21 protein-coding genes, 1 pseudogene and 1 riboswitch are annotated in these 22,063 nt (G+C 53.6%); of the genes and pseudogenes, 9 read left to right on the top strand and 13 right to left on the bottom strand.

The features are described 5' to 3' along the window. Positions 1 to 117: 117 nt before the first annotated feature. The 3 genes from rpoD to rpsU all read right to left on the bottom strand — a co-directional run bounded on the left by rpoD (position 118) and on the right by rpsU (position 4,311). Positions 118 to 2,100 carry an RNA polymerase sigma factor RpoD gene (gene rpoD, locus ACLJZ5_RS08330; RefSeq protein ID WP_071991605.1) on the bottom strand — a complete coding sequence of 661 codons (1,983 nt, stop codon included), beginning with the start codon at positions 2,098 to 2,100 and terminating at the stop codon, positions 118 to 120. 14 nt (positions 2,101 to 2,114) lie between these two features. Beyond that, on the bottom strand, positions 2,115 to 3,860 hold the full coding sequence (dnaG, locus tag ACLJZ5_RS08325) for a DNA primase (protein ID WP_000918865.1): 1,746 nt from the start codon (positions 3,858 to 3,860) through the stop codon (positions 2,115 to 2,117). Positions 3,861 to 4,095: 235 nt separating this feature from the next. Next, positions 4,096 to 4,311 (bottom strand): 30S ribosomal protein S21, encoded by a 216-nt coding sequence (gene rpsU, locus ACLJZ5_RS08320; protein WP_001144069.1) that lies wholly within the window; start codon positions 4,309 to 4,311, stop codon positions 4,096 to 4,098. Between the two features lie 227 nt (positions 4,312 to 4,538). Between rpsU and tsaD the strand changes: the two genes are divergently transcribed. Further along, the gene (tsaD, locus tag ACLJZ5_RS08315) at positions 4,539 to 5,552 is read left to right on the top strand and encodes a tRNA (adenosine(37)-N6)-threonylcarbamoyltransferase complex transferase subunit TsaD (protein WP_001264391.1); all 1,014 of its coding nucleotides are present in this window, start codon (positions 4,539 to 4,541) and stop codon (positions 5,550 to 5,552) included. Positions 5,553 to 5,575: 23 nt separating this feature from the next. Beyond that, positions 5,576 to 5,719, top strand: a complete 144-nt coding sequence (locus tag ACLJZ5_RS08310; RefSeq protein WP_012219240.1) for a hypothetical protein — start codon at positions 5,576 to 5,578, stop codon at positions 5,717 to 5,719. On the opposite strand, the pseudogene ACLJZ5_RS08305 reads toward ACLJZ5_RS08310, so the two are convergent. Both ACLJZ5_RS08305 and plsY read right to left on the bottom strand, forming a co-directional pair. Beyond that, a pseudogene (locus tag ACLJZ5_RS08305) lies at positions 5,675 to 5,818 on the bottom strand (fumarate hydratase); the annotation flags it as partial. The gene ACLJZ5_RS08310 and the pseudogene ACLJZ5_RS08305 sit on opposite strands and share 45 nt — an antisense overlap. Next, positions 5,802 to 6,413 carry a glycerol-3-phosphate 1-O-acyltransferase PlsY gene (gene plsY, locus ACLJZ5_RS08300; RefSeq protein ID WP_001272784.1) on the bottom strand — a complete coding sequence of 204 codons (612 nt, stop codon included), beginning with the start codon at positions 6,411 to 6,413 and terminating at the stop codon, positions 5,802 to 5,804. The gene plsY and the pseudogene ACLJZ5_RS08305, both read right to left, overlap by 17 nt. A gap of 106 nt (positions 6,414 to 6,519) precedes the next feature. Here plsY and folB point away from each other — a divergent pair, with 106 nt between their 5' ends. Continuing rightward, positions 6,520 to 6,879: a bifunctional dihydroneopterin aldolase/7,8-dihydroneopterin epimerase gene (gene folB / locus ACLJZ5_RS08295; RefSeq protein WP_000355776.1), complete on the top strand. Its 360-nt coding sequence runs from the start codon at positions 6,520 to 6,522 to the stop codon at positions 6,877 to 6,879. A gap of 97 nt (positions 6,880 to 6,976) precedes the next feature. After that, complete coding sequence (bacA, locus tag ACLJZ5_RS08290) at positions 6,977 to 7,798, top strand: undecaprenyl-diphosphate phosphatase (RefSeq protein WP_001281933.1); 822 nt, start codon at positions 6,977 to 6,979, stop codon at positions 7,796 to 7,798. Positions 7,799 to 7,902: 104 nt separating this feature from the next. Here bacA and ACLJZ5_RS08285 read toward each other — a convergent pair whose 3' ends face one another. Then, positions 7,903 to 9,144: a multifunctional CCA addition/repair protein gene (locus ACLJZ5_RS08285; protein ID WP_000708447.1), complete on the bottom strand. Its 1,242-nt coding sequence runs from the start codon at positions 9,142 to 9,144 to the stop codon at positions 7,903 to 7,905. 62 nt (positions 9,145 to 9,206) lie between these two features. Further along, the gene (locus ACLJZ5_RS08280) at positions 9,207 to 9,821 is read right to left on the bottom strand and encodes a TIGR04211 family SH3 domain-containing protein (RefSeq protein WP_001125344.1); all 615 of its coding nucleotides are present in this window, start codon (positions 9,819 to 9,821) and stop codon (positions 9,207 to 9,209) included. A 241-nt stretch (positions 9,822 to 10,062) separates the two neighbouring features. On the opposite strand from ACLJZ5_RS08280, the gene ACLJZ5_RS08275 reads away from it, so the two are divergent. The 3 genes from ACLJZ5_RS08275 (at position 10,063) to hldE (ending at position 15,806) form a co-directional block, all read left to right on the top strand. Continuing rightward, the gene (locus ACLJZ5_RS08275; protein WP_001527984.1) at positions 10,063 to 11,364 is read left to right on the top strand and encodes an inorganic triphosphatase; all 1,302 of its coding nucleotides are present in this window, start codon (positions 10,063 to 10,065) and stop codon (positions 11,362 to 11,364) included. 117 nt (positions 11,365 to 11,481) lie between these two features. Next, the gene (gene glnE / locus ACLJZ5_RS08270) at positions 11,482 to 14,325 is read left to right on the top strand and encodes a bifunctional [glutamate--ammonia ligase]-adenylyl-L-tyrosine phosphorylase/[glutamate--ammonia-ligase] adenylyltransferase (RefSeq protein ID WP_024798010.1); all 2,844 of its coding nucleotides are present in this window, start codon (positions 11,482 to 11,484) and stop codon (positions 14,323 to 14,325) included. Between the two features lie 47 nt (positions 14,326 to 14,372). Beyond that, on the top strand, positions 14,373 to 15,806 hold the full coding sequence (gene hldE / locus ACLJZ5_RS08265; RefSeq protein ID WP_000867682.1) for a bifunctional D-glycero-beta-D-manno-heptose-7-phosphate kinase/D-glycero-beta-D-manno-heptose 1-phosphate adenylyltransferase HldE: 1,434 nt from the start codon (positions 14,373 to 14,375) through the stop codon (positions 15,804 to 15,806). Between the two features lie 159 nt (positions 15,807 to 15,965). Here the strand turns inward: hldE and ACLJZ5_RS08260 are convergent, their stop codons facing one another. The 3 genes from ACLJZ5_RS08260 to ACLJZ5_RS08250 form a co-directional block, all read right to left on the bottom strand. After that, positions 15,966 to 16,025: a type I toxin-antitoxin system Ibs family toxin gene (locus ACLJZ5_RS08260; protein WP_001804776.1), complete on the bottom strand. Its 60-nt coding sequence runs from the start codon at positions 16,023 to 16,025 to the stop codon at positions 15,966 to 15,968. A 238-nt stretch (positions 16,026 to 16,263) separates the two neighbouring features. Beyond that, complete coding sequence (locus ACLJZ5_RS08255; protein ID WP_001748644.1) at positions 16,264 to 17,943, bottom strand: flotillin family protein; 1,680 nt, start codon at positions 17,941 to 17,943, stop codon at positions 16,264 to 16,266. 18 nt (positions 17,944 to 17,961) lie between these two features. Then, positions 17,962 to 18,582 carry an OB-fold-containig protein gene (locus tag ACLJZ5_RS08250; RefSeq protein ID WP_000171739.1) on the bottom strand — a complete coding sequence of 207 codons (621 nt, stop codon included), beginning with the start codon at positions 18,580 to 18,582 and terminating at the stop codon, positions 17,962 to 17,964. A 257-nt stretch (positions 18,583 to 18,839) separates the two neighbouring features. On the opposite strand from ACLJZ5_RS08250, the gene glgS reads away from it, so the two are divergent. Further along, on the top strand, positions 18,840 to 19,049 hold the full coding sequence (gene glgS, locus ACLJZ5_RS08245) for a cell surface composition regulator GlgS (RefSeq protein WP_000928927.1): 210 nt from the start codon (positions 18,840 to 18,842) through the stop codon (positions 19,047 to 19,049). 74 nt (positions 19,050 to 19,123) lie between these two features. Here glgS and ubiK read toward each other — a convergent pair whose 3' ends face one another. Further along, complete coding sequence (gene ubiK, locus ACLJZ5_RS08240) at positions 19,124 to 19,420, bottom strand: ubiquinone biosynthesis accessory factor UbiK (protein ID WP_024798441.1); 297 nt, start codon at positions 19,418 to 19,420, stop codon at positions 19,124 to 19,126. A 132-nt stretch (positions 19,421 to 19,552) separates the two neighbouring features. Next, positions 19,553 to 19,751, top strand: a riboswitch (FMN riboswitch). Positions 19,752 to 19,856: 105 nt separating this feature from the next. Between ubiK and ribB the strand changes: the two genes are divergently transcribed. Then, positions 19,857 to 20,510 (top strand): 3,4-dihydroxy-2-butanone-4-phosphate synthase, encoded by a 654-nt coding sequence (gene ribB / locus ACLJZ5_RS08235; RefSeq protein WP_001076978.1) that lies wholly within the window; start codon positions 19,857 to 19,859, stop codon positions 20,508 to 20,510. A 170-nt stretch (positions 20,511 to 20,680) separates the two neighbouring features. Here ribB and dsbI read toward each other — a convergent pair whose 3' ends face one another. Further along, positions 20,681 to 21,358, bottom strand: a complete 678-nt coding sequence (gene dsbI, locus ACLJZ5_RS08230) for a protein-disulfide oxidoreductase DsbI (protein WP_000345576.1) — start codon at positions 21,356 to 21,358, stop codon at positions 20,681 to 20,683. Between the two features lie 14 nt (positions 21,359 to 21,372). Then, the gene (locus tag ACLJZ5_RS08225; RefSeq protein WP_000096230.1) at positions 21,373 to 22,044 is read right to left on the bottom strand and encodes a thiol:disulfide interchange protein DsbA/DsbL; all 672 of its coding nucleotides are present in this window, start codon (positions 22,042 to 22,044) and stop codon (positions 21,373 to 21,375) included. Positions 22,045 to 22,063: the final 19 nt, after the last annotated feature.

Here is a 22,063-nt window from a genome sequence, read left to right as displayed (position 1 = left end):
GGAATGAGGGCGCGAATACTCGCGCTGTGTAGAAATTCTGCAGGCCAAATAGGGCGCTCGCGCATGACCTGATAAAAAAACGCCGCCTTGCGGCGGCGTTTATACGTGTGCGGCGAATTAATCGTCGAGGAAGCTGCGCAGCACTTCAGAACGGCTCGGGTGGCGCAGTTTACGCAGCGCCTTCGCTTCGATCTGACGGATACGTTCGCGGGTAACATCGAACTGTTTACCCACTTCTTCCAGCGTGTGGTCGGTGTTCATATCGATACCGAAACGCATACGCAGCACTTTCGCTTCACGAGCGGTCAGGCCAGCCAAAACGTCGTGAGTGGCGGCACGCAGGCTCTCGGTAGTGGCAGAGTCCAGCGGCAGCTCGAGGGTGGTATCCTCGATGAAATCACCCAGATGCGAATCTTCATCGTCGCCGATCGGCGTTTCCATGGAGATTGGCTCTTTGGCAATCTTCAGCACCTTACGAATTTTATCTTCCGGCATCAGCATCCGTTCAGCCAGCTCTTCCGGCGTTGGCTCGCGGCCCATCTCTTGCAGCATCTGGCGAGAAATACGGTTGAGCTTGTTGATGGTCTCAATCATATGCACCGGAATACGGATGGTGCGCGCCTGATCCGCGATAGAGCGGGTGATCGCCTGACGAATCCACCAGGTAGCGTAGGTGGAGAACTTGTAACCACGACGGTATTCAAATTTATCTACCGCTTTCATCAGACCGATGTTGCCTTCCTGAATCAGGTCAAGGAACTGCAAGCCACGGTTGGTGTATTTCTTGGCGATAGAAATAACCAGACGTAAGTTCGCTTCAACCATCTCTTTTTTCGCACGGCGGGCTTTCGCTTCCCCGATAGACATGCGACGGTTGATGTCTTTCACCTGTTCGATGGTCAGACCGGTTTCTTCTTCAATCTGCCGCAGTTTTTGCAGACAGCGTTGCACTTCTTCCGCGACATCGTGCAGTTTTTCCGACCACGGTTTGTTCATCGCGATAGCGGCATTGAACCAGGTTTCGCTGGTTTCGTTACCGGTAAACAGCGTGATAAAGTTCTTCTTCGGCATTTTGCACTGCTCGACGCAGAGCTTCATGATCAGACGTTCCTGAGTACGCACGCGATCCATCATCACGCGCATACTGTTGACCAGATAGTCGAATTGCTTCGGTACCAGACGGAACTGTTTGAACACTTCAGACAGCTTCAGAATCTCTTCCTGCGCGGCAGCATGGCTGCGGCCTTTCGCTTTGATGGTGTCGCGCGTAACGACGTATTGCGCGCGCAGCTCAGCGAATTTTTCGCGTGCCAGTTCAGGGTCAATGCTGTTGTCGTCATCGGCGGCGTCATTGTCGCCGTCTTCTTCATCTTCGTCTTCGTCATCATCCAGGTCTTCCTGGGAGAGTTCAGAACCGACGTGAGTTGCGGTCGGCGCCATCTCTTCTTCCGCGTTCGGATCGACAAAGCCGGTGATAAGATCGGACAAACGAGCCTCTTCAGCCTCAACGCGATCGTACTGTTCCAGCAGATAGGTAATGGCTTCCGGGTATTCGGCAACGGAGCATTGAACCTGGTTGATCCCGTCTTCGATACGTTTAGCGATGTCGATTTCGCCTTCCCGGGTCAACAGTTCAACAGTGCCCATTTCACGCATATACATGCGTACCGGGTCAGTCGTACGACCGATTTCAGACTCAACACTGGACAGAACTTGTGCAGCAGCTTCTTCCGCATCTTCATCGGTGCTGGTGGTATTTTCAGCCAGCAGCAGATCATCGGCATCAGGCGCTTCTTCCATTACCTGAATACCCATGTCGTTGATCATTTGGATGATATCTTCAATTTGATCTGAATCGACGATATCTTCCGGCAGATGGTCATTGACCTCAGCATAGGTCAGATAGCCTTGCTCCTTACCACGGGTGACAAGAAGTTTCAGCTGTGACTGCGGGTTTTGCTCCATAAGACGGTATCCACACTTATTCGTTTGATTGGTGTCGACGGTATAGCTGTCGACATTTAAAGCGAGGGCATACTTATATTTTGGCCGCTGCCTCTCACTGCGGCTGTCGGGGGCTTCCCGATCGATATGCGGCATTTAAGCCGTTAAATTCATTTTCTGGCCAGCTCCTGGTTTAACGTCCAGAGCTCTCGGCGTTCTTCGCTGCTTAAACCGTGAGTGCGATCGCGAGCGATCAGCTCTTCTTGTCGCAGTTGCAGCAGCGAATCAAACATATGGTTGAGTGAGTCGGTAAAGGTCTTTTCGGCAATCGCCTTATCTGCTATATCGTCCCACATCGATAATTTTTCAAGGGTCGCAGCATCATTTGTGCCACGGTAGAGTTCCAGAAGTTGTCCGGTAGTAAGACCTGGCTGAGCCAAACAAGTTTTGACCAATTCTTTAAATAAGCCAAGTCCAGGCAGCTTATTCTGATCCAGCGCGTCTAAGGGCGGCACTAACGGCGCGAGATCCGGATTTTGCACCAGTAATCCTATCAGTATACGCATGGTCGTGCGTTTTAGCTGCGGAGCCGGGCGGGAAACGCCGCTTTCCGCCTGTTTTGGCACTAAACGATCAAGCTGACTATCATCGAAAATGCCTAACTTCAGCCCCAACGTCTGGCGCAGCTGAATACGGTGCGCGTCGCCAGGCACCTGATTAATGAGCGGCAGCGCCAGCGCGGCTAACTGCGTGCTGCCATCCGGCGAGCTTAAATCCACCTGCGGCAGGAGGCTATTAAACAGAAACGTAGAGAGCGGCTGCGCCTGCTCCATCCGCGCTTCAAAAGCCGCCTTGCCTTCTTTACGCACCAGCGTATCCGGGTCTTCGCCGTCAGGTAAAAACATAAAGCGTACCTGCCGACCGTCGGTCATATAAGGCATTGCTGTTTCCAGCGCTCTCCAGGCGGCATCACGGCCAGCCCGGTCGCCGTCGTAACAGCAAATTACGTTGTTCGTCGCCCGGAATAACATATGCATATGGTCTGCCGTGGTTGAGGTACCCAGCGAAGCGACCGCATAGTTAATGTCGTATTGCGCTAGTGCGACGACATCCATATAACCTTCGACCACAAGCAAGCGTTGCGGTTCAGCACTATATTGCTGAGCCTCATAAAGACCATATAGCTGGCGGCCTTTATGGAAAATGTCCGTTTCCGGAGAGTTAAGGTATTTCGGCGTGTCGTTCCCCAGAACTCGGCCGCCAAAACCAATCACCCTGCCGCGCTTGTCCCGAATAGGGAACATGACCCGATTACGGAAACGATCGTAAGTGCTGCCCTGCTCGTTATTGACCAGCATTCCGGCATCCAGCAACAATGCCTTGTTATCGCTGTTATTACCGAAGCGCTTTAACGCGTTATCCCAACCTGGCGGCGCGAAGCCAATGGCGAAACGCTGAATAATTTCAGCGCTCAGACCGCGCTTTTGCAGATAGTCACGCGCAGGTTTTGCCGCAGGATGGGTAAGCGACTGCTGATAAAAGTCATTCAGACCATTCATCAACTGATAGAGGTTTTGCCGTTGATGGCGCTCTATCTGGCTAAGCCCGGTGCCTGCTTCATAGGGAATTTCCAGGTTATGCATGGCCGCTAATTCTTCGACGGTTTCGACAAATTCGAGCTTGTCGTAATTCATCAAAAAGTCGATCGCATTGCCATGCGCGCCGCATCCAAAGCAGTGATAAAACTGTTTTTCACCGTTTACGGTGAAAGAAGGGGTTTTCTCATTATGGAATGGACAACACGCGTGATAGTTCTTGCCCTGTTTCTTGAGTTTTACGCGCACGTCGATCAGATCGACGATATCGGTTCTCGCCAGCAGGTCATTAATGAATACGCGTGGGATTCGTCCAGCCATATGCCCCTTTTATACACGTCATTCTTCAGGCTGCCGTAGTGTTGGCTACGTTCGCTCACCCCTGTCGCTGACTTGCGTAAGCGCCGGGGACTTGCTCTCTTGCCGCCTGGACGCAGCATGAATGATTTTGTGTATATGCTAATGCATAAACGAAAACAAGCCGCGCATTCCTTTCGGAAGCACGGCCTTACAACTACAACTCGATCTGAATTGAGAGCAGCCTGCTCTCAAAAGATTAGTACAGACGAGTACGGCGTGCGTTTTCGCGAGCCAGTTTCTTCGCGTGACGTTTCACTGCAGAAGCTTTAGCGCGCTTACGTTCGGTCGTCGGTTTTTCATAGAACTCACGACGACGAACTTCCGCCAGAACACCTGCTTTTTCGCAGGAACGCTTGAAGCGACGCAGAGCTACGTCGAACGGCTCGTTTTCACGTACTTTAATTACCGGCATGTGCCTCTCACCTTTGATTAATTCGGTTTGCCGCTGGCATCAACGCCAGCTTATTTCAAAATGGTGCGGAATTTTACTGCAATTGCTGCTGCTTTGTAAAGCACCGCGGCCTTTTTTGAAAGGGACTTTTATAAGGGGAGGGAGTATACACGAAGTCGGGACTGAGGGTATACATCCACCCGCATTCGACCTACACTGCGCGGTATTAGAGCGAGGTAAAACAAGTCATGCGTGTACTGGGTATTGAAACATCCTGCGATGAAACCGGCATCGCTATTTACGACGACAAAAAGGGTCTGTTAGCCAACCAATTGTATAGTCAGGTGAAATTACATGCTGACTACGGCGGCGTAGTGCCTGAACTGGCTTCCCGCGATCATGTGCGTAAAACCGTGCCGCTGATTCAGGCGGCATTAAAAGAAGCCGGTTTGACGGCGAGCGATATCGACGCGGTGGCCTATACCGCAGGCCCGGGCCTGGTCGGCGCGCTGCTGGTCGGCGCAACCGTCGGGCGTTCGCTGGCATTTGCCTGGAATGTGCCGGCCATTCCTGTACACCATATGGAAGGTCATCTGCTGGCGCCGATGCTGGAAGATAACCCTCCGGAGTTCCCGTTTGTGGCGCTACTGGTCTCCGGCGGACATACGCAGCTCATTAGCGTGACCGGAATCGGTCAGTACGAACTGCTGGGAGAGTCGATTGACGATGCCGCCGGTGAAGCGTTTGATAAAACCGCCAAATTGTTGGGGCTGGATTATCCTGGCGGCCCGATGTTGTCGAAAATGGCGTCGCAGGGGACGGCGGGGCGTTTTGTCTTTCCGCGCCCGATGACCGATCGCCCGGGGCTGGATTTTAGTTTTTCCGGTCTGAAAACCTTTGCCGCTAACACCATTCGTAGTAATGGCGACGACGAACAAACTCGCGCTGATATCGCGCGCGCTTTTGAAGATGCGGTCGTGGATACGCTGATGATCAAGTGCAAGCGCGCGCTGGAAAGCACCGGTTTTAAGCGTCTGGTCATGGCGGGCGGCGTCAGCGCTAACCGCACGCTGCGCGCGAAGCTTGCCGAAATGATGCAAAAACGCCGCGGCGAAGTGTTCTATGCGCGCCCGGAGTTTTGTACTGACAACGGGGCGATGATCGCCTATGCCGGAATGGTGCGGTTTAAGGCGGGCGTTACGGCGGATCTTGGCGTAACGGTACGTCCGCGCTGGCCGCTGGCCGAGCTGCCGGCGGCGTAAAAGCGGAAAAGGGGGGCGACATCATGCCGCCCCAACGGGTTTACAGCAAAACGACGGGCATCCACAACAGCCCGGTGACGATCAGCAGCACCAGGAAGATCAGGCCGAAAATCGCGCCTAACCACGCCAATGGTGGAAGAGTGACGCGCGGCGGATTCGATATGTAAGCCCATCACCGAGCTATTGCCGGTCAACCCTTGTGGGCCGAGCCCCAGACGGTTGCGGCCCTCTTCCAGACGCAGCTCCAGCTCAATCTTTCTGGCGTTTCTTTTTCAGCTTCGTCCAGATTTTCGTCTCCTGACGACGCCACAGACGCTGGATGTTGTCATGATGGCGCAGCAAAATGAGACATGACAGCATCGATACCGGGAAGGTGAACTGCGGTTTAAACCACCAGACGTAAAACGGCGCAATCAAGGCGCTGACAATCGCCCCTAACGATGAATAACCGCTTAACAGGACCGTCAGCAGCCAGGTGCCAGCCATGACGCCGGTTAAATCCCAGCCGATGGGCGCAATGGCGCCAAATGCGGTTGCTACGCCTTTCCCACCTTTAAAGCCAAAAAAGACCGGCCAGATATGCCCCAGACAGGCGGCGATAGCGATAAGCCCCAGCCAGAAAGGGGTAACGCCTAACGCATACGCGCCCCAGACGGGCAACATGCCTTTAAGGATGTCAAAAATAAGTACCGCGACAGCCGCTCCCTTGCCACCGATTCGTAATACGTTCGTCGCGCCCGGGTTGCCGGAGCCGCTTTCACGCGGATCGGGCAGCCCGGCGATGCGGCAAACCAGAATGGCACTGGAAATTGAGCCGCAGAGGTACGCGAAGAGGATCATTCCAGGCGCGATTGCACTCATAAGCTGTTCCGTATTGAAAGTGTCGTTTTATTTACTATTTCTGTGGATAATACGCACATTTCGCCGGAAGTGGTATCCGGGTTAGCCAAAAAGCAGGCAGGTCGTGATGGATATTGTATTTATAGAGCAACTTTCGGTAATCACCACTATCGGTGTTTACGACTGGGAACAGACTATCGAGCAAAAACTGGTGTTCGATATCGAAATGGCATGGGATAACCGCAAGTCGGCGAAAAGCGATGATGTCGCAGATTGTCTAAGTTACGCGGATATCGCCGACACGGTGATAAATCATGTTGAAGGCGGGCGTTTTGCTCTGGTCGAGCGTGTGGCGGAAGAGGTGGCGGATCTACTGCTTAGCCGATTCAATTCTCCGTGGGTTCGCATCAAACTGAGCAAGCCTGGCGCCGTCGCGCGCGCGGCGAACGTAGGGGTAATTATTGAGCGTGGCAATAATCTGAAATAAAAATAAATAATTTTATATTTTTTAAACCAAACGGTTATATATGGGGTCTTAACGCGAGATCCATTTTTGCAGTGTTTTTCATTTTAGGGGTTTATTGATGAGCGATATGCACTCGCTGCTGATAGCGGCAATTTTGGGTGTGGTCGAAGGATTGACGGAGTTTTTGCCGGTATCCAGCACGGGCCATATGATTATTGTGGGTCATCTGCTGGGGTTTGAAGGCGATACGGCCAAGACATTCGAAGTGGTGATTCAACTTGGATCTATTCTGGCGGTCGTGGTGATGTTCTGGCGGCGGTTGTTTGGTCTCATCGGTATTCACTTTGGCCGCCCGCTACAGCGTGAAGGTGAAAGTAAAGGTCGATTAACGTTGATTCACATCCTGCTGGGCATGATTCCGGCGGTGGTGCTGGGGTTAGTCTTTCATGACACGATCAAGTCGCTATTTAACCCAATTAACGTGATGTACGCGCTGGTGGTAGGCGGTCTGTTGCTGATTGCCGCCGAGTGCCTGAAGCCGAAAGAACCGCGCGCGCCGGGGCTGGATGATATGACGTATCGTCAGGCGTTTATGATTGGCTGTTTCCAGTGTCTGGCGCTGTGGCCGGGCTTCTCGCGTTCCGGAGCGACCATTTCCGGTGGGATGCTGATGGGCGTCAGCCGTTACGCCGCCTCTGAGTTCTCGTTCTTACTGGCTGTGCCGATGATGATGGGCGCAACGGTTCTGGATCTCTACAAAAGTTGGTCATTCCTGACCGCAGCGGATATTCCGATGTTCGCAGTGGGCTTTGTGACGGCGTTTGTGGTGGCGCTGATCGCCATCAAGACCTTCCTGCAACTGATTAAGCGTATCTCGTTTATTCCGTTTGCGATTTACCGCTTTGTGGTGGCGGCTGCCGTTTACGTTGTCTTCTTCTGATGATTGACCGTGCCGGATGGCGGCGTACCGCCTTGTCCGGCCTAACTGTTTTGTCGGTCTGATAAGCGCAGCGCCATCAGGCAATTTATCGTGCCGGATGGCGTTTAGCTGGCGGGGTTCGGGCAGCGCTTCTCTTTCCAGTTGGCGACCGCTGCAATTCGTCGCTTCGTCAGCTCCTCGCGAATCTCAATGCCCTTAAATCCGGCCTCCACCACCTCTTTCGTCGGTACCGCCTGCGCCACCTGCCAGGCTTCGCGCAGCCAGCGCCCCTGCGGGTAATCCGACGCTTCAAATCCGGTACGTCCACGGACATCGGCTTCGCTGGTCAGCGCAATCTGCTCGACGCGCTGCGGTTTACGCCATGCATCAATGGCGTCAAACAGCTTAACGATCGTTTTCGGCTGGAGTATCGGAAAGGTGTGGATCAGATCGTGGTATTCGGCGACCAGTTTAGCTAAATCACGCAGGTCATTGGGGACGCGCAAACGCTGGCATAACTGTTCGACCAGTTTCACGCCCGCCGGGCCGTGACCATGATGGCGCGGCCAGAGGTTTTTCGGCGTTAAGCCTTTGCCAAGATCATGACAAAGCGTGGCGAAACGGACATCAAGCTGCGGACTGAGCATGGCGGCCATCGACAGCGTCATCAGCGTATGAACTCCGGTATCAATTTCCGGATGCCACTTTGCCGGCGCGGGTACGCCAAACAGGGCGTCGATTTCCGGAAACAGGACGCGCAGGGCGCCGCAGTCGCGCAATACCTGGAAGTAAACCTGCGGATTGCGGGTGGTAAGCGCATTTTCCGTCTCTTTCCATACCCGTTCCGGCGTCAGATGTTCCAGCTCGCCTGCCGCGGTCATTTCGCGCATTAGCGCCAGTGTTTCATCGGCGATACGGAAACTAAGATGAGCGTAACGGGCGGCAAAACGCGCCACGCGCAATACGCGCAAGGGATCTTCGCCAAACGCGGGAGAGACATGGCGCAGTAGACGCGCCTCCAGATCCCGGCGCCCGTGGTAAGGGTCGATAATCTGGCCGTCATCGTCGCGCGCCAGAGCATTAATGGTCAGATCGCGACGCTGGAGATCGGCTTCCAGGGTAACGTCCGGCGCGGCATAGCAGGTGAAGCCCGTGTAGCCGGAACCGGATTTACGCTCGGTACGCGCCAGCGCGTATTCTTCGTGAGTTTGCGGATGGAGAAACACAGGAAAATCACGGCCTACCTGCTGGTAGCCCGCATCAAGCATCTCCTGCGGCGTGGCGCCGACAACGACCCAATCTTTATCTTTAACCGGTAGCCCTAACAACGCATCCCGAACCGCACCACCGACCAGATAAATCTTCACGCCACTTTCCTTTTAAAAACGATCATCCTCTAATGATAAGACAGTGCCGCAGAGAAGGCGATTTAGTTCATCCAGCGGTCTTTGCGTTTACGGCTTGGGATCATATGCGGCAGCACCAGCCCTAACAGCAAGCCAATACCCAATACGCCGCCGCCATACATAAACCACTGCATAATAATGGTGCGCTGTTTGTCATCCAGCTGCAGATTCGCGGCGCTAACTTTTTTCTGCGCGACAATCAGCTCGTTTTTCAGCTTCTGGTTCTCTTCTTTTAGCCCGTTGATGACGCTGTCGCTTTGCGCCACTTTCTGCTGCATATCGGCGGTGCGCTGATTCCACGTGGTATCAATATTGTTGAGTTTATCGGTCAACGTTTTGACCTGATTTTCCAGATCCGGCACGCGGGTACGCAGGCTTGGCGTGGTATTCAGTTCTTTTAACGGTATCCAGGCAGTACGACCAGAACTGTCTTTGATTTGACCATAGTTGGCATCGCTCTGTAAGAGCGTGACTTCCTCGCCGGCGTTGACGGTACCCACAAGGCGATAATTATCTCCCGGACCGCTGCGGACCCAGGTATTCAGTTCATCAGAAACGTAACGCGTCTCTTCAGCATGAGAGACGGCGGTGGCGCTAAGCGCAAGTAAAGTTAGTCCAATCAGGCGTAATTTTGGCATCAGGCTGTCGTTATTGTCAGAGAAAGTGGAACGATAGTAACGGCATCAGTGTCGCTACGCAAAGCAGTCGACATCAATCGGAATCATCTGTGTCGCCTTTGCCGCTACGTCAAACTTTTACGCCCGTCAAATTGCTCGTTGCATGGCAATTTGGCGCAAAATACTATCTACTGACAAAAATAATGCGGGTAAGTTCGCCAAGAATCTTCCCAGATGTGACATAACCCATAAGTACAAGGCCATGGCTCAGGAAATCGAATTAAAGTTTATCGTCAATCACGACGCCGTAGATGCGCTGCGAAATCATCTTCATACGCTCGGCGGCGAGCATCATGCGCCCAGCCAGTTACTGAATATCTACTTCGAAACGCCTGATAACTGGCTACGCCGCCATGATATGGGGCTGCGTATTCGTGGTGAAAATGGGCGCTATGAAATGACCATGAAAATTGCCGGCCGGGTAACGGGCGGGCTGCACCAGCGACCCGAATACAATGTCGCGCTAAGCGAACCCGTGCTGGATCTGACGCAACTTCCGGCGGAGGTCTGGCCGGATGGCAACCTGCCCGCCGGCCTGGCATCAAGCGTACAGCCGCTGTTCAGTACCGATTTTTACCGGGAAAAATGGTGTCTGGACGTTGACGGCAGCAGGATTGAAATTGCGCTCGATCTTGGCGACGTAAAAGCGGGCGAGTTTGCCGAACCGATTTGTGAGCTGGAGCTTGAGTTGCTTCGCGGCGATACGCGCGCCGTGTTAAAACTGGCGAAGCAACTGCTGTCGCAAACCGGTTTGCGTCAGGGCAGTCTGAGTAAGGCGGCGCGAGGTTATCACCTGGCGCAGGGGAATGCGCCGCGAGAGAATACACCAACGGCAATTCTGCGGACTGCCGCGAAAGCCACGGTAGAGCAAGGGCTGGAGGCCTCGCTGGATCTGGCGTTGTCACAGTGGCAGTACCATGAAGAGCTCTGGCTGCGCGGCGACGAGTCGGCGAAAGAACACGTGCTGGATGCTATGGGGTTGGTGCGCCATGCCTTAATGCTCTTTGGTGGCATTGTTCCGCGTAAAGCGAGCGCTCACTTACGTGATCTACTTACCCAGGCGGAAGCGACGATGACATCCGCGGTGTCCGCCGTCACAGCCGTTTATAGTACGCAAACGGCGATGGCGAAACTGGCATTGACGGAATGGCTGGTGACGAAAGCCTGGCAGCCATTTCTGGACGCGAAGGCGCAGGCCAAAATGGCCGATTCTTTTAAGCGTTTCGCCGACATTCATCTTTCTCGTCATGCTGCTGAATTAAAAAAAGTCTTTGGACAACCGCTGGGTGATAAGTATCGCGACCAGTTGCCGCGTTTGACTCGCGATATCGACAGCGTTTTACTGCTGGCTGGGTATTATGATGCGATGATCGCGCAGGCATGGCTGGAGAACTGGCAGGGATTGCGTCACGCCATTATTACCGGACAACGTATTGAAATTGAACATTTCCGTAATGAGGCCATTAACCAGCAGCCGTTCTGGTTGCACAGCGGAAAACGATAATCAGAACCGTAGAAAGCGCCTGATGACGCTGCGCTTATCAGGCTTACGGTATGCGGACTTGTAGGCCGGGTCAGGCGAAATGCCGCCACCCGGCATTATTTAAAGGATATCCCCTAAATGACGCCGCTCTCTTCACCCTTATCGCAGTACTGGCAGACCGTTGTTGAGCGCCTACCAGAAGGATTTACTGAGACATCGCTTAGCGTGCAGGCGAAGTCAGTACTTACATTTAGCGATTTTGCGCTGGATAGCGTGATAGCGCATCCGGAGTGGCTTGCCGAACTGGAATCCGCATCGCCGCAGGCTGATGAATGGCGACATTATGCTGGCTGGTTACAGGAGGCGTTGGCAGGTGTCTGTGACGACGCCTCGCTGATGCGTGAACTGAGGCTTTTTCGTCGTCGCATCATGGTACGCATCGCCTGGGCGCAGACGCTGTCGCTGGTGGACGATGAGACTATTTTACAACAGTTGAGCCATCTGGCGGAGACGCTCATTGTGGGGGCGCGCGACTGGCTGTATGCCGCCTGTTGCCGCGAATGGGGAACCCCCTGTAACCCGCAGGGCGTTCCGCAGCCGCTGTTGATTTTAGGCATGGGCAAGCTGGGCGGCGGCGAACTGAATTTTTCGTCTGATATCGATCTGATTTTCGCCTGGCCGGAACATGGCGAGACCCGGGGCGGGCGTCGTGAACTCGATAACGCCCAGTTTTTTACGCGTCTCGGGCAGCGGCTGATCAAAGCGCTGGATCAGCCCACAATGGATGGTTTTGTCTATCGGGTGGACATGCGCCTGCGACCGTTTGGCGACAGCGGCCCGCTGGTACTGAGTTTTGCCGCGCTGGAGGATTACTATCAGGAGCAAGGACGCGACTGGGAACGCTACGCCATGGTGAAAGCGCGGCTAATGGGCGATAACGACGACGCCTGGTCTCGTGAATTACGCGCCATGCTGCGGCCTTTCGTTTTCCGCCGCTATATCGATTTCAGCGTCATCCAGTCGCTACGTAATATGAAAGGGATGATCGCCCGCGAAGTGCGACGCCGCGGTTTGAAAGACAACATTAAACTTGGCGCGGGCGGTATTCGTGAAATTGAGTTTATCGTGCAGGTATTCCAGCTCATCCGCGGCGGACGCGAGCCGTCGCTACAGTCGCGTTCGTTACTGCCAACGCTGGATGCTATCGCTGCGCTGCATTTGCTGCCTGAGAATGACGTGGCGCAACTGCGCGTGGCCTATCTTTTTCTACGTCGTCTGGAGAATCTGCTGCAAAGCATCAATGACGAACAGACGCAAACGTTGCCTGCCGACGATCTGAATCGGGCGCGGCTGGCCTGGGGAATGAAGGCGGAGAACTGGCCGCAGCTTGTTGGCGAACTGACGGATCATATGGCTAATGTACGCCGCGTATTCAACGAATTAATTGGCGATGATGAAGCCGATACCCCGCAGGAGGAAGAACGTTCAGAGCCGTGGCGTGAAGTATGGCAGGATGCGCTACAGGAGGATGATTCGACGCCAGTGCTGGCGCATTTAGCCGATGAGGATCGGCGACAGGTTCTGACCCTCATCGCTGACTTCCGTAAGGAACTGGATAAACGCCCTATCGGCCCGCGCGGGCGGCAAGTGCTGGACCAACTGATGCCGCACCTGCTTGCTGATGTCTGTTCTCGCGAAGACGCCGCTGTTACGCTATCGCGGATAACGCCGTTGCTGGCGGGGATTGTCACTCGCACCACCTATCTGGAGCTGCTGAGCGAATTTCCCGGCGCGCTGAAACACCTGATTATGCTCTGCGCCGCTTCGCCAATGATAGCGAGCCAACTGGCGCGTTATCCGTTGTTGCTTGATGAACTGCTCGACCCCGGCACGCTTTATCAGCCGACGGCTACCGACGCTTACCGCGACGAATTACGCCAGTATTTGCTGCGCGTGCCGGAAGAGGACGAAGAACAACAACTGGAGGCATTACGCCAGTTTAAACAGGCACAGCTTTTGCGGATTGCGGCGGCGGATATTGCCGGTACGCTGCCGGTGATGAAAGTAAGCGATCACCTCACATGGCTGGCGGAGGCGATGATTGATGCTGTGGTGCAGCAGGCGTGGACGCAAATGGTTGCGCGTTATGGTCAGCCAGCGCATCTGGACGAGCGCCAGGGGCGGGGGTTTGCGGTTGTCGGTTATGGCAAGTTGGGCGGATGGGAGCTGGGCTACAGTTCCGATCTGGATCTCATCTTCCTGCATGACTGTCCGATGGACGTCATGACCAACGGCGAACGCGAAATCGACGGGCGGCAGTTTTATCTGCGCCTGGCGCAGCGCATTATGCATCTGTTCAGTACGCGCACCTCCTCCGGCATTTTGTATGAGGTGGATGCGCGTCTACGCCCCTCTGGCGCGGCGGGAATGCTGGTGACTTCAGCGGACGCGTTTGCCGATTATCAGCAGCATGAAGCCTGGACCTGGGAACATCAGGCGTTGGTACGCGCTCGCGTGGTATATGGCGACCCGCAGCTTACCTCACAGTTTGATGAGGTGCGCCGCACTATCATGACGACGGCGCGCGACGGCAAGACATTGCAGACTGAAGTGCGTGAAATGCGCGAGAAAATGCGGGCGCATCTCGGCAATAAGCATCGTGATCGTTTTGATATTAAAGCTGATGAAGGCGGTATTACGGATATTGAGTTTATCGCGCAATATCTGGTACTGCGCTACGCTCATGAAAAACCTAAATTAACGCGCTGGTCTGATAACGTGCGCATCCTGGAGCTTCTGGCGCAAAACGGCATTATGGATGAACACGAGGCGCAGGCGCTGACGGTAGCTTACACCACACTGCGTGATGAACTGCACCACCTGGCGTTGCAGGAGCTTCCCGGTCATGTGGCGCAGACGTGTTTTAGCAAAGAGCGCGCGCTGGTGCAGGCAAGCTGGCGGAAGTGGCTGGTAGCCGTTTGAATTATGCTATTATCGCGCGCAAATTTTGAATCTCTCAGGAGACAGGAATGAAAGTAAATCTGCCAGCGTTTGAACGTGCAGGCGTCATGGTTGTGGGTGATGTAATGCTGGATCGCTATTGGTATGGCCCCACTTGCCGTATTTCACCGGAAGCGCCGGTGCCCGTGGTTAAGGTAAATACCGTTGAGGAACGTCCGGGCGGCGCGGCGAACGTGGCGATGAACATTGCGTCTCTGGGAGCGAACGCCCGTCTGGTCGGCCTGACGGGTATTGATGACGCCGCGCGCGCGCTGAGCAAAACGTTGGCGGAGGTCAATGTGAAGTGCGACTTCGTTTCTGTGCCGACGCATCCGACGATTACTAAACTGCGCGTACTATCACGTAATCAGCAGCTCATTCGTCTTGATTTTGAAGAAGGCTTTGAGGGGGTGGACCCGCAGCCGTTGCATGAGCGTATCAACCAGGCGCTGGGATCGATCGGCGCGCTGGTATTGTCCGATTATGCCAAAGGCGCTCTGACCAGCGTGCAGACTATGATTTCCCTGGCGCGCCAGGCGGGCGTGCCGGTGCTCATCGATCCGAAAGGAACGGATTTTGAACGTTACCGCGGCGCCACGCTGCTGACGCCAAACCTTTCTGAGTTCGAGGCGGTCGCGGGGAAATGTAAAAGCGAAGACGAACTGGTTGAACGCGGCATGAAGCTCATTGCCGATTACGACCTTTCCGCGCTGTTGGTCACGCGTTCCGAACAGGGAATGACGCTGCTGCAACCGAATAAAGCGCCGCTACATATGCCGACGCAGGCGCAGGAAGTTTATGATGTTACCGGTGCGGGCGATACGGTGATCGGCGTGCTGGCGGCGACGCTGGCGGCGGGAAATACCCTGGAAGAGGCGTGTTATTTCGCCAATGCGGCGGCGGGCGTAGTGGTAGGTAAACTCGGGACGTCAACGGTTTCCCCTATTGAGCTGGAAAACGCAGTGCGCGGACGCGCGGATACCGGCTTCGGCGTTATGACCGAAGAGGAGTTGAGACAGGCCGTCGCCAGCGCGCGTAAGCGTGGCGAGAAAGTGGTCATGACCAACGGCGTTTTCGATATTCTGCACGCGGGCCACGTCTCTTATCTGGCGAACGCGCGCAAACTGGGCGACCGCCTGATTGTTGCGGTCAATAGTGACGCCTCGACTAAACGTCTGAAAGGCGAAAGCCGTCCGGTTAATCCGCTCGAACAGCGTATGATCGTGCTGGGCGCGCTGGAGTCGGTCGACTGGGTAGTCTCTTTTGAAGAGGATACGCCGCAACGACTGATTGCCGGTATTCTGCCGGATCTGCTGGTAAAAGGCGGCGACTATAAGCCGGAAGAGATCGCGGGCAGCGAAGAGGTCTGGGCCAACGGCGGCGAAGTCATGGTGCTGAACTTCGAAGATGGTTGTTCCACGACCAATATCATCAAAAAGATCCAGACCGAGAGCGAGAAGTAAAACCGCGTCATCAGGCGTTACAGACGCTGCGGGCGCTGATTTTGAAGGCGCGTCGGACATTTTGTTTCGACGCGTATCTCACGGTTGACGCTGCTTTTTTTTCGACCTAAAGTAAAGGAATAAGGGTGAGAGGGGATCTCTCCCCCCTCTGATTGACTGTTAGTAAGCTGCGAAACTTATCAGTAACAGAACAATCAGTATGATGACCTGGTGCATCATAACCCTTTCCTTATTAAAGCCCCTTCCTCGGGAGGGGCTTTCCCGTTTCAGCCCCTTGCTGACATCGCGATTGTTGGTGAGTGGCCTGTCTGGCGCAAGGGCTTTCTCCCGCCGATTTTGCGTTACTGGATCGCCCACGCAAAACGGCCTGCTGGTCATAACGCTTTGTACAGACAAGGTGGAAAAAAGATAAAAAAATCCCCGGCCTTATGACCAGGGACAGGAGATATGGCGGGGGTTATTGCTCTTTTACCGTTGCTTCGTGATTAATCTCATCCGTTGCCGATGAAACCAACGGCGTGGTCAGCGCCTTTAGCGAGCCGCCAGCGATGCCAATCTCGTTTAACAGCGAATCGATCAGCGGTGCCTGGGTACGATAGGTGAGCGCGGCAGATAACGCTTGTTCCGCCAGGTTTCCCCCGTTAGCGCCGCCAGCGGCGACGTCGCCCGCCGTCGCGCCGCGATTGAGGCCATCGACCTGAATAATCTTAATGCCGTCGATGGATTTCATCGGTTCAACAGACTTCTCAATAACAGCAGGCAACGATTGTAAGAGCGCTAGTTTAAATTTGAGGCTGGTTTGTTCGTCAGAAAGCACGTTGATAGCGTCATTCAGCGCCCGTTGCGCTTCGGCTTCCGCCAGACCTTTTTTACGCGTTGCTTCCGCCAGTTCGATGATGGCGGCGGCTTGCAATTCTGCCGCTTCTTTCTCTGCTTTTGCCCGAACGGTCAGTTCGACCGCTTTGGTTTCCGCATCCTGCGCCGCGGCGATCAGAGCGACCTGCTTGGCGCGATCCGCTTCGGCGGTCTGGCGGGTGGTTTCTACGTTTTGCTGGGCGCGAACCGCATCGGCCAGCGCGTCGTTGGCGCGCGCTTCCGCTTGCGATTGCTGCTCGGATTTGGCGGCAATGGCGATAGATTTCGTCTGGTTGGCGATTTCTGTCACCTGTTGCTGTTCGATCTCTTTAATACGTACTTCACGCTCGGCCTCAACTTTCCTGGACCGTACTGCTTGCTCACGTTCGATCTCCGTCTCCTGGATCTGCCGCTCAGCAAGAATGCGCGTCTGTTCTGCTTCACGATGGCGCTCGGCCTCAAAAGCGGCAATTTTAGCGTTTTGTTCGGCGGTGCGGGTTTTAACCTGTTGCTCCTGCTCCAGAGTCATAAAGGCTTCTTGTTGCTCGATTTCCAGCTTGCGCTCAAGCGCGTCGCGGTTCTTTTCGCGCACCGCCACTTCCACATCCTGTTCCACTTCATTACGTTCACGACGGCGGCGTTCGGTTTCCTGTGTCAGTTTCGTCAGACCTTCGGCATCAAAGGCGTTGTTTGGGTTGAAATGTTCTTTGGACGTTTGGTTAAAGTTGGTTAAGGAGACGCTTTCCAGCTCCAGACCGTTTTTCGACAAATCTTCCGCAACGGTGTTTTGTACGCCCTGAACGAAGTTTTCACGCGTATCCTGTAGCTCATGCATCGTCATCTGGGCGGCGGTAGCGCGTAAGGCGTCAACGAATTTATCCTCAACCAGCATACGCAGATCTTCCGGCGACAGCGTTCGCTGGCCAAGCGTTTGTGCGGCGGTGGCAATACCTTCAACAGAGGGTTTTACACGCACGAAGAAAGCAACGACCACGTCAACGCGCATACGATCTTTGGTGATCAGGCTGTCGACGGTAGCACGGCTGACTTCGAGTTTTAGGGTATTCATATTGATCGGAATAATTTCGTGAAAGATTGGCATCACAATAGCGCCGCCGCTCATCACCACTTTTTGCCCGCCAAGCCCGGTACGGACAAACGCCTGTTCCGCAGATGCGCGGCGATAGAGGCGAGCAAAAATGATCCCGATAATTAGTAAGACGATAACCGCCACGATGGCGGTAAACATCCATGATGGCAATATGCCAAAAACATCATCCATTATGTAAGTTCCTCTCAATTAGACATAGAAGGTACGCTCAGCCAAATAACGCGTTGCGGAAAGTCGGCAGACAATCAGCACCTTGTCTCCTTTTTTAAATTCTTTTCCCTTTTCGGGTTCCAGCAGTAAATAGTGAATCTGGCCGAACTTATCGGTAAATTTTCCTTCGCAAGGTGTACCGGCGACGGCGGCGTGGCCGGTAATAATCGCCATGCCGCCGATAAATTCCTCTTCCCGGAGGGCGGAGCTTTCATCTCTGGGTAGCCAGGGCGCGAGGATTTTTCCGCTGTAATGCACGGCAAAGACCGACAGGACAATGCTCAACGGGACCAGCAGCAGATTGCTGAGCGGCGCTTGCCAGAGCATGATCCCGCCATGCTGGATGAGGATACCGAAGAGGCCGAAATAACCGGCCAATAGACAGAGGACGACCAGGGCGGGAACGCGTCCAATATTCAGATAATGAAGCGCCTGGCCCGCAGGGCCGGATGACAGGGCGTCATAATGATCGAGATGGGCGTCGAGCGCGCCTGAAAGAAAGTGGCCAAAAATCAGCGAAATCATCTCCAGCACGCCGATAAAGAAAACGAACGCGATGGCAAACAGATAGGGGCTGTTATACTCCGCAAATAAGGTCATATTTTCTATCCTTGTCGCCGCCTTCAGAAGGGTGTTCGCGTGATAATTTTCATGCTTGTTATTTTATTGCGTTACAATATCATGTGACCCATATCTCCTTAAGTCCGAAAAGCGATTTATCCGTCGTTATATTTGGTGAATATTGTGATTTTGCGCATTAAATTTGCGCACGTTATGTATAAAACCGCCGTACATATAGGGAAATACTGAAATTAGAAAAAGCATATAGCCTTAACAGAATTCAATAACTGGAGGGTATGCTGATGAACAACAATAACGTCTATTCATTAAATAATTTCGATTTTCTGGCGCGCAGTTTTGCCAGAATGCAGGCGGAGGGGCGTCCTGTTGATATTCAGGCGGTAACCGGCAATATGGACGAGGAGCACCGCGACTGGTTTTGCAAGCGTTACGCGCTTTACTGCCAGCAGGCGACTCAGGCGAAAAGGTTAGAATTAGAACACTAATGCCGGCTCCCTTATACAGGCGCAGGGCATTATTCAGATCTTATATGAGCGGGCCGTCAGGCCCGTTCACGTTTTTACTCTTGTGGATCGACTGGCGGAATGGCGGGCGCAGGTTTTACTTCTTCAGGCTTGTCGCGAGCTTCCAGTTCGCTGAGGCGTTGCTCCAGCAGCGCCAGTTTTTCCCGGGTGCGCAGCAAGACCTGAGTCTGGACATCAAAATCTTCGCGGCTCACCAGATCGAGACGCGTCAGCTGAGATTGCAGCGTTTGACGGATTTTTTTCTCGATATCTTCCCCGAACTCGCGAATACCTTTCGGCATTGACTCATGAACCTGGCGTGCGATTTGCTCAATTTTTTTCGGGTCAATCATTGTGGTTTCCCTGAACTGGTAAGTGTTAGCTCTTATTGTAGTGCGATATGTGGACGCCATAAACCAGAATTGTGTGACGTCATACGGAGTAAAGGCGTTGATGAAGGTAATCAATAGCGTTATAGTTAACCCGCTTATTCTCAGGGCGGGGCGAAATTCCCCACCGGCGGTAAATCAGCGATGTTTAACGCATTTCTCATCACGGCGCGCCGTGACGGAACGCGGAGAGCAGGTTGAAAGCCCGCGAGCGCTTTTTGCCATAGCGAAAAGGTCAGCAGATCCGGTGTAATTCCGGGGCCGACGGTTAAAGTCCGGATGGGAGAGGGTAACGATCCAGTCGGGCATGGACCCGCTCACGTTATTTTTTTGCCGCTTGTCGGCACTCCTAAGACTGCCCTGATTCTGGTAACCATAATGTTAATGAGGTTTTTTTACCATGAATCAGACGCTACTTTCCTCTTTTGGTACGCCTTTTGAACGTGTTGAACTTGCACTGGATGCGCTGCGTGAAGGACGCGGTGTGATGGTGCTTGATGATGAAGATCGTGAAAACGAAGGCGATATGATTTTCCCCGCAGAGACGATGACCGTAGAACAGATGGCGTTAACCATTCGTCACGGTAGCGGTATTGTTTGCCTGTGTATTACTGAAGATCGTCGTAAGCAGCTCGACTTGCCAATGATGGTGGAAAACAACACCAGCGCCTACGGCACCGGTTTTACCGTGACCATTGAAGCCGCAGAAGGCGTGACCACCGGCGTTTCCGCCGCTGACCGTGTCACTACGGTGCGTGCGGCAATTAAGGATGGCGCAAAACCGTCCGATCTTAACCGTCCGGGGCACGTTTTCCCACTGCGCGCTCAGGCGGGCGGCGTGCTGACGCGCGGCGGTCATACGGAGGCGACCATCGATCTGATGACGCTGGCCGGTTTTAAACCTGCAGGTGTACTGTGCGAGTTGACTAACGACGATGGGACGATGGCGCGCGCGCCGGAGTGTATCGCGTTTGCAGGCCAGCATAATATGGCTGTAGTCACGATTGAAGATCTGGTGGCTTACCGCCAGGCGCATGAGCGCAAAGCCAGCTGATCGAACGGATCATGGTTGAAAAAAGCCGATGAGATGTCATCGGCTTTTTTGTATTCCTTCGGTGCCATACTGTTCAGTTTCAAAGAACGACGAATAAGCTGAATGGTAAAATTATTGTGAGAAAAGCAGAGGCCTGAATGCAGACCTCTGCTTTGGTTTATCTATTCAGGTTATTTGCCTCTGGCCAGTTTCAATGCCCAGGCGCCGCTCATCACCAGCAGCAGAATCAGGCACAACCCAAAGGCCAACATACATGCCTGCGCCATGTTCATAAAGTGCCAGGGCGGAAGCAGATACCAGCCTTCGGACTGCTGGTAGAGATCGACAAACCACTGCTGTACGCTACTGAGCGTTACGCCATCAGGGACGATAGGCGCGTCATAACCGCAGTCTCCGGTAGGTTTAAACCACTCCGGTGCCCATTCCGCCAACGGTAAGTTGAAAGGAAAGGTCGGGTCAGTCGAACATCCTTGCACGCCAAAAAGTGAATCGGGGTCCGCATTATGTACCGCATGATGGATACCATTAAGCTTAATAGAAAACTTAATGCCCATAATGCTGCCATAAAACGCCGCGATGCAGCCAATCAGCTTCAGCACGATATTTTTGGGATTTATCGCCGCAATCACCCCGCCAATTACCATCACAAACATCGCGTAACGAATGTAAACACACTGTTCGCACGGCGCCATGTAGAGATAGATTTGGAAGAACGAGTGCGCCAGGATAATTAACCCTCCCATCGCGATGGCCATTAACAGCCACAGAAAGCGCTGTTCCTGCCATCTCACCAGCGTATCTACTGGTCTTGCGCGTAGGTCTCGCCATAATCCCTTAATAAAATCCATAATCGTTTCCCTGCTTATTTTTTAGTGGCCAGTTCCCGAACGAGTTCAGCCATAGAATCGATGGATTTGATGTTTTTGGTATAGATAAGGTACTTGCCGTTGACGACGTAAGCCGGAACACCCTGAATTTTGGCAACGTCATAGGCGGCTTTCCATTTTTCCAGAGTCTCCTGAACGGCAGGATCTTTCAGCGCCGCTTCAAAATCAGCCTGGCTCATGCCTGCGGCGTCCAGCCCGGTTTTAATAAATGCCGCCGGATCTTTCCCATCTGACCAGCGCTCTTTCTTATCATGGTAAGCCGCATACCAGGCGAACTTCGCTTTTTTGAATTGTGATTTAGCATCAAATAACGAAATCCCGGCAGCTTTATCTTTGGCGATCAGGACTGCAAATACTTCGCTGGCCTGTTTGCCATATTCGCCTTTTGTTTCCAGGTGGAACGGAGTGAACGTAACGAGATCGGCTACTTTATCAGAAACCGGACCTGTTACGGCTTTGTCATATTTGTAGCAGAAAGGGCAGGCGTAGCTAAATACCTTAATCAGCGTTTTATCCGCATTAGGAATCGGTTTCTCCAGAACCATATAATCTGTGCCCTCGGTAAAAGCCGATGCCGCAAAAGGAGTGACCAATGCCGCGGTTAATACTACGCTTTTAAATAAAGAGGTAATCCATTTAGATGACATATTAATTCCTTCCCGTGAT

This window comes from Salmonella sp. 5800, from assembly GCF_046558195.1.
In the GTDB taxonomy this organism is placed as follows: Bacteria; Pseudomonadota; Gammaproteobacteria; order Enterobacterales; family Enterobacteriaceae; genus Salmonella; species Salmonella enterica.
This window is presented reverse-complemented; position numbering and strand designations above follow the sequence as displayed.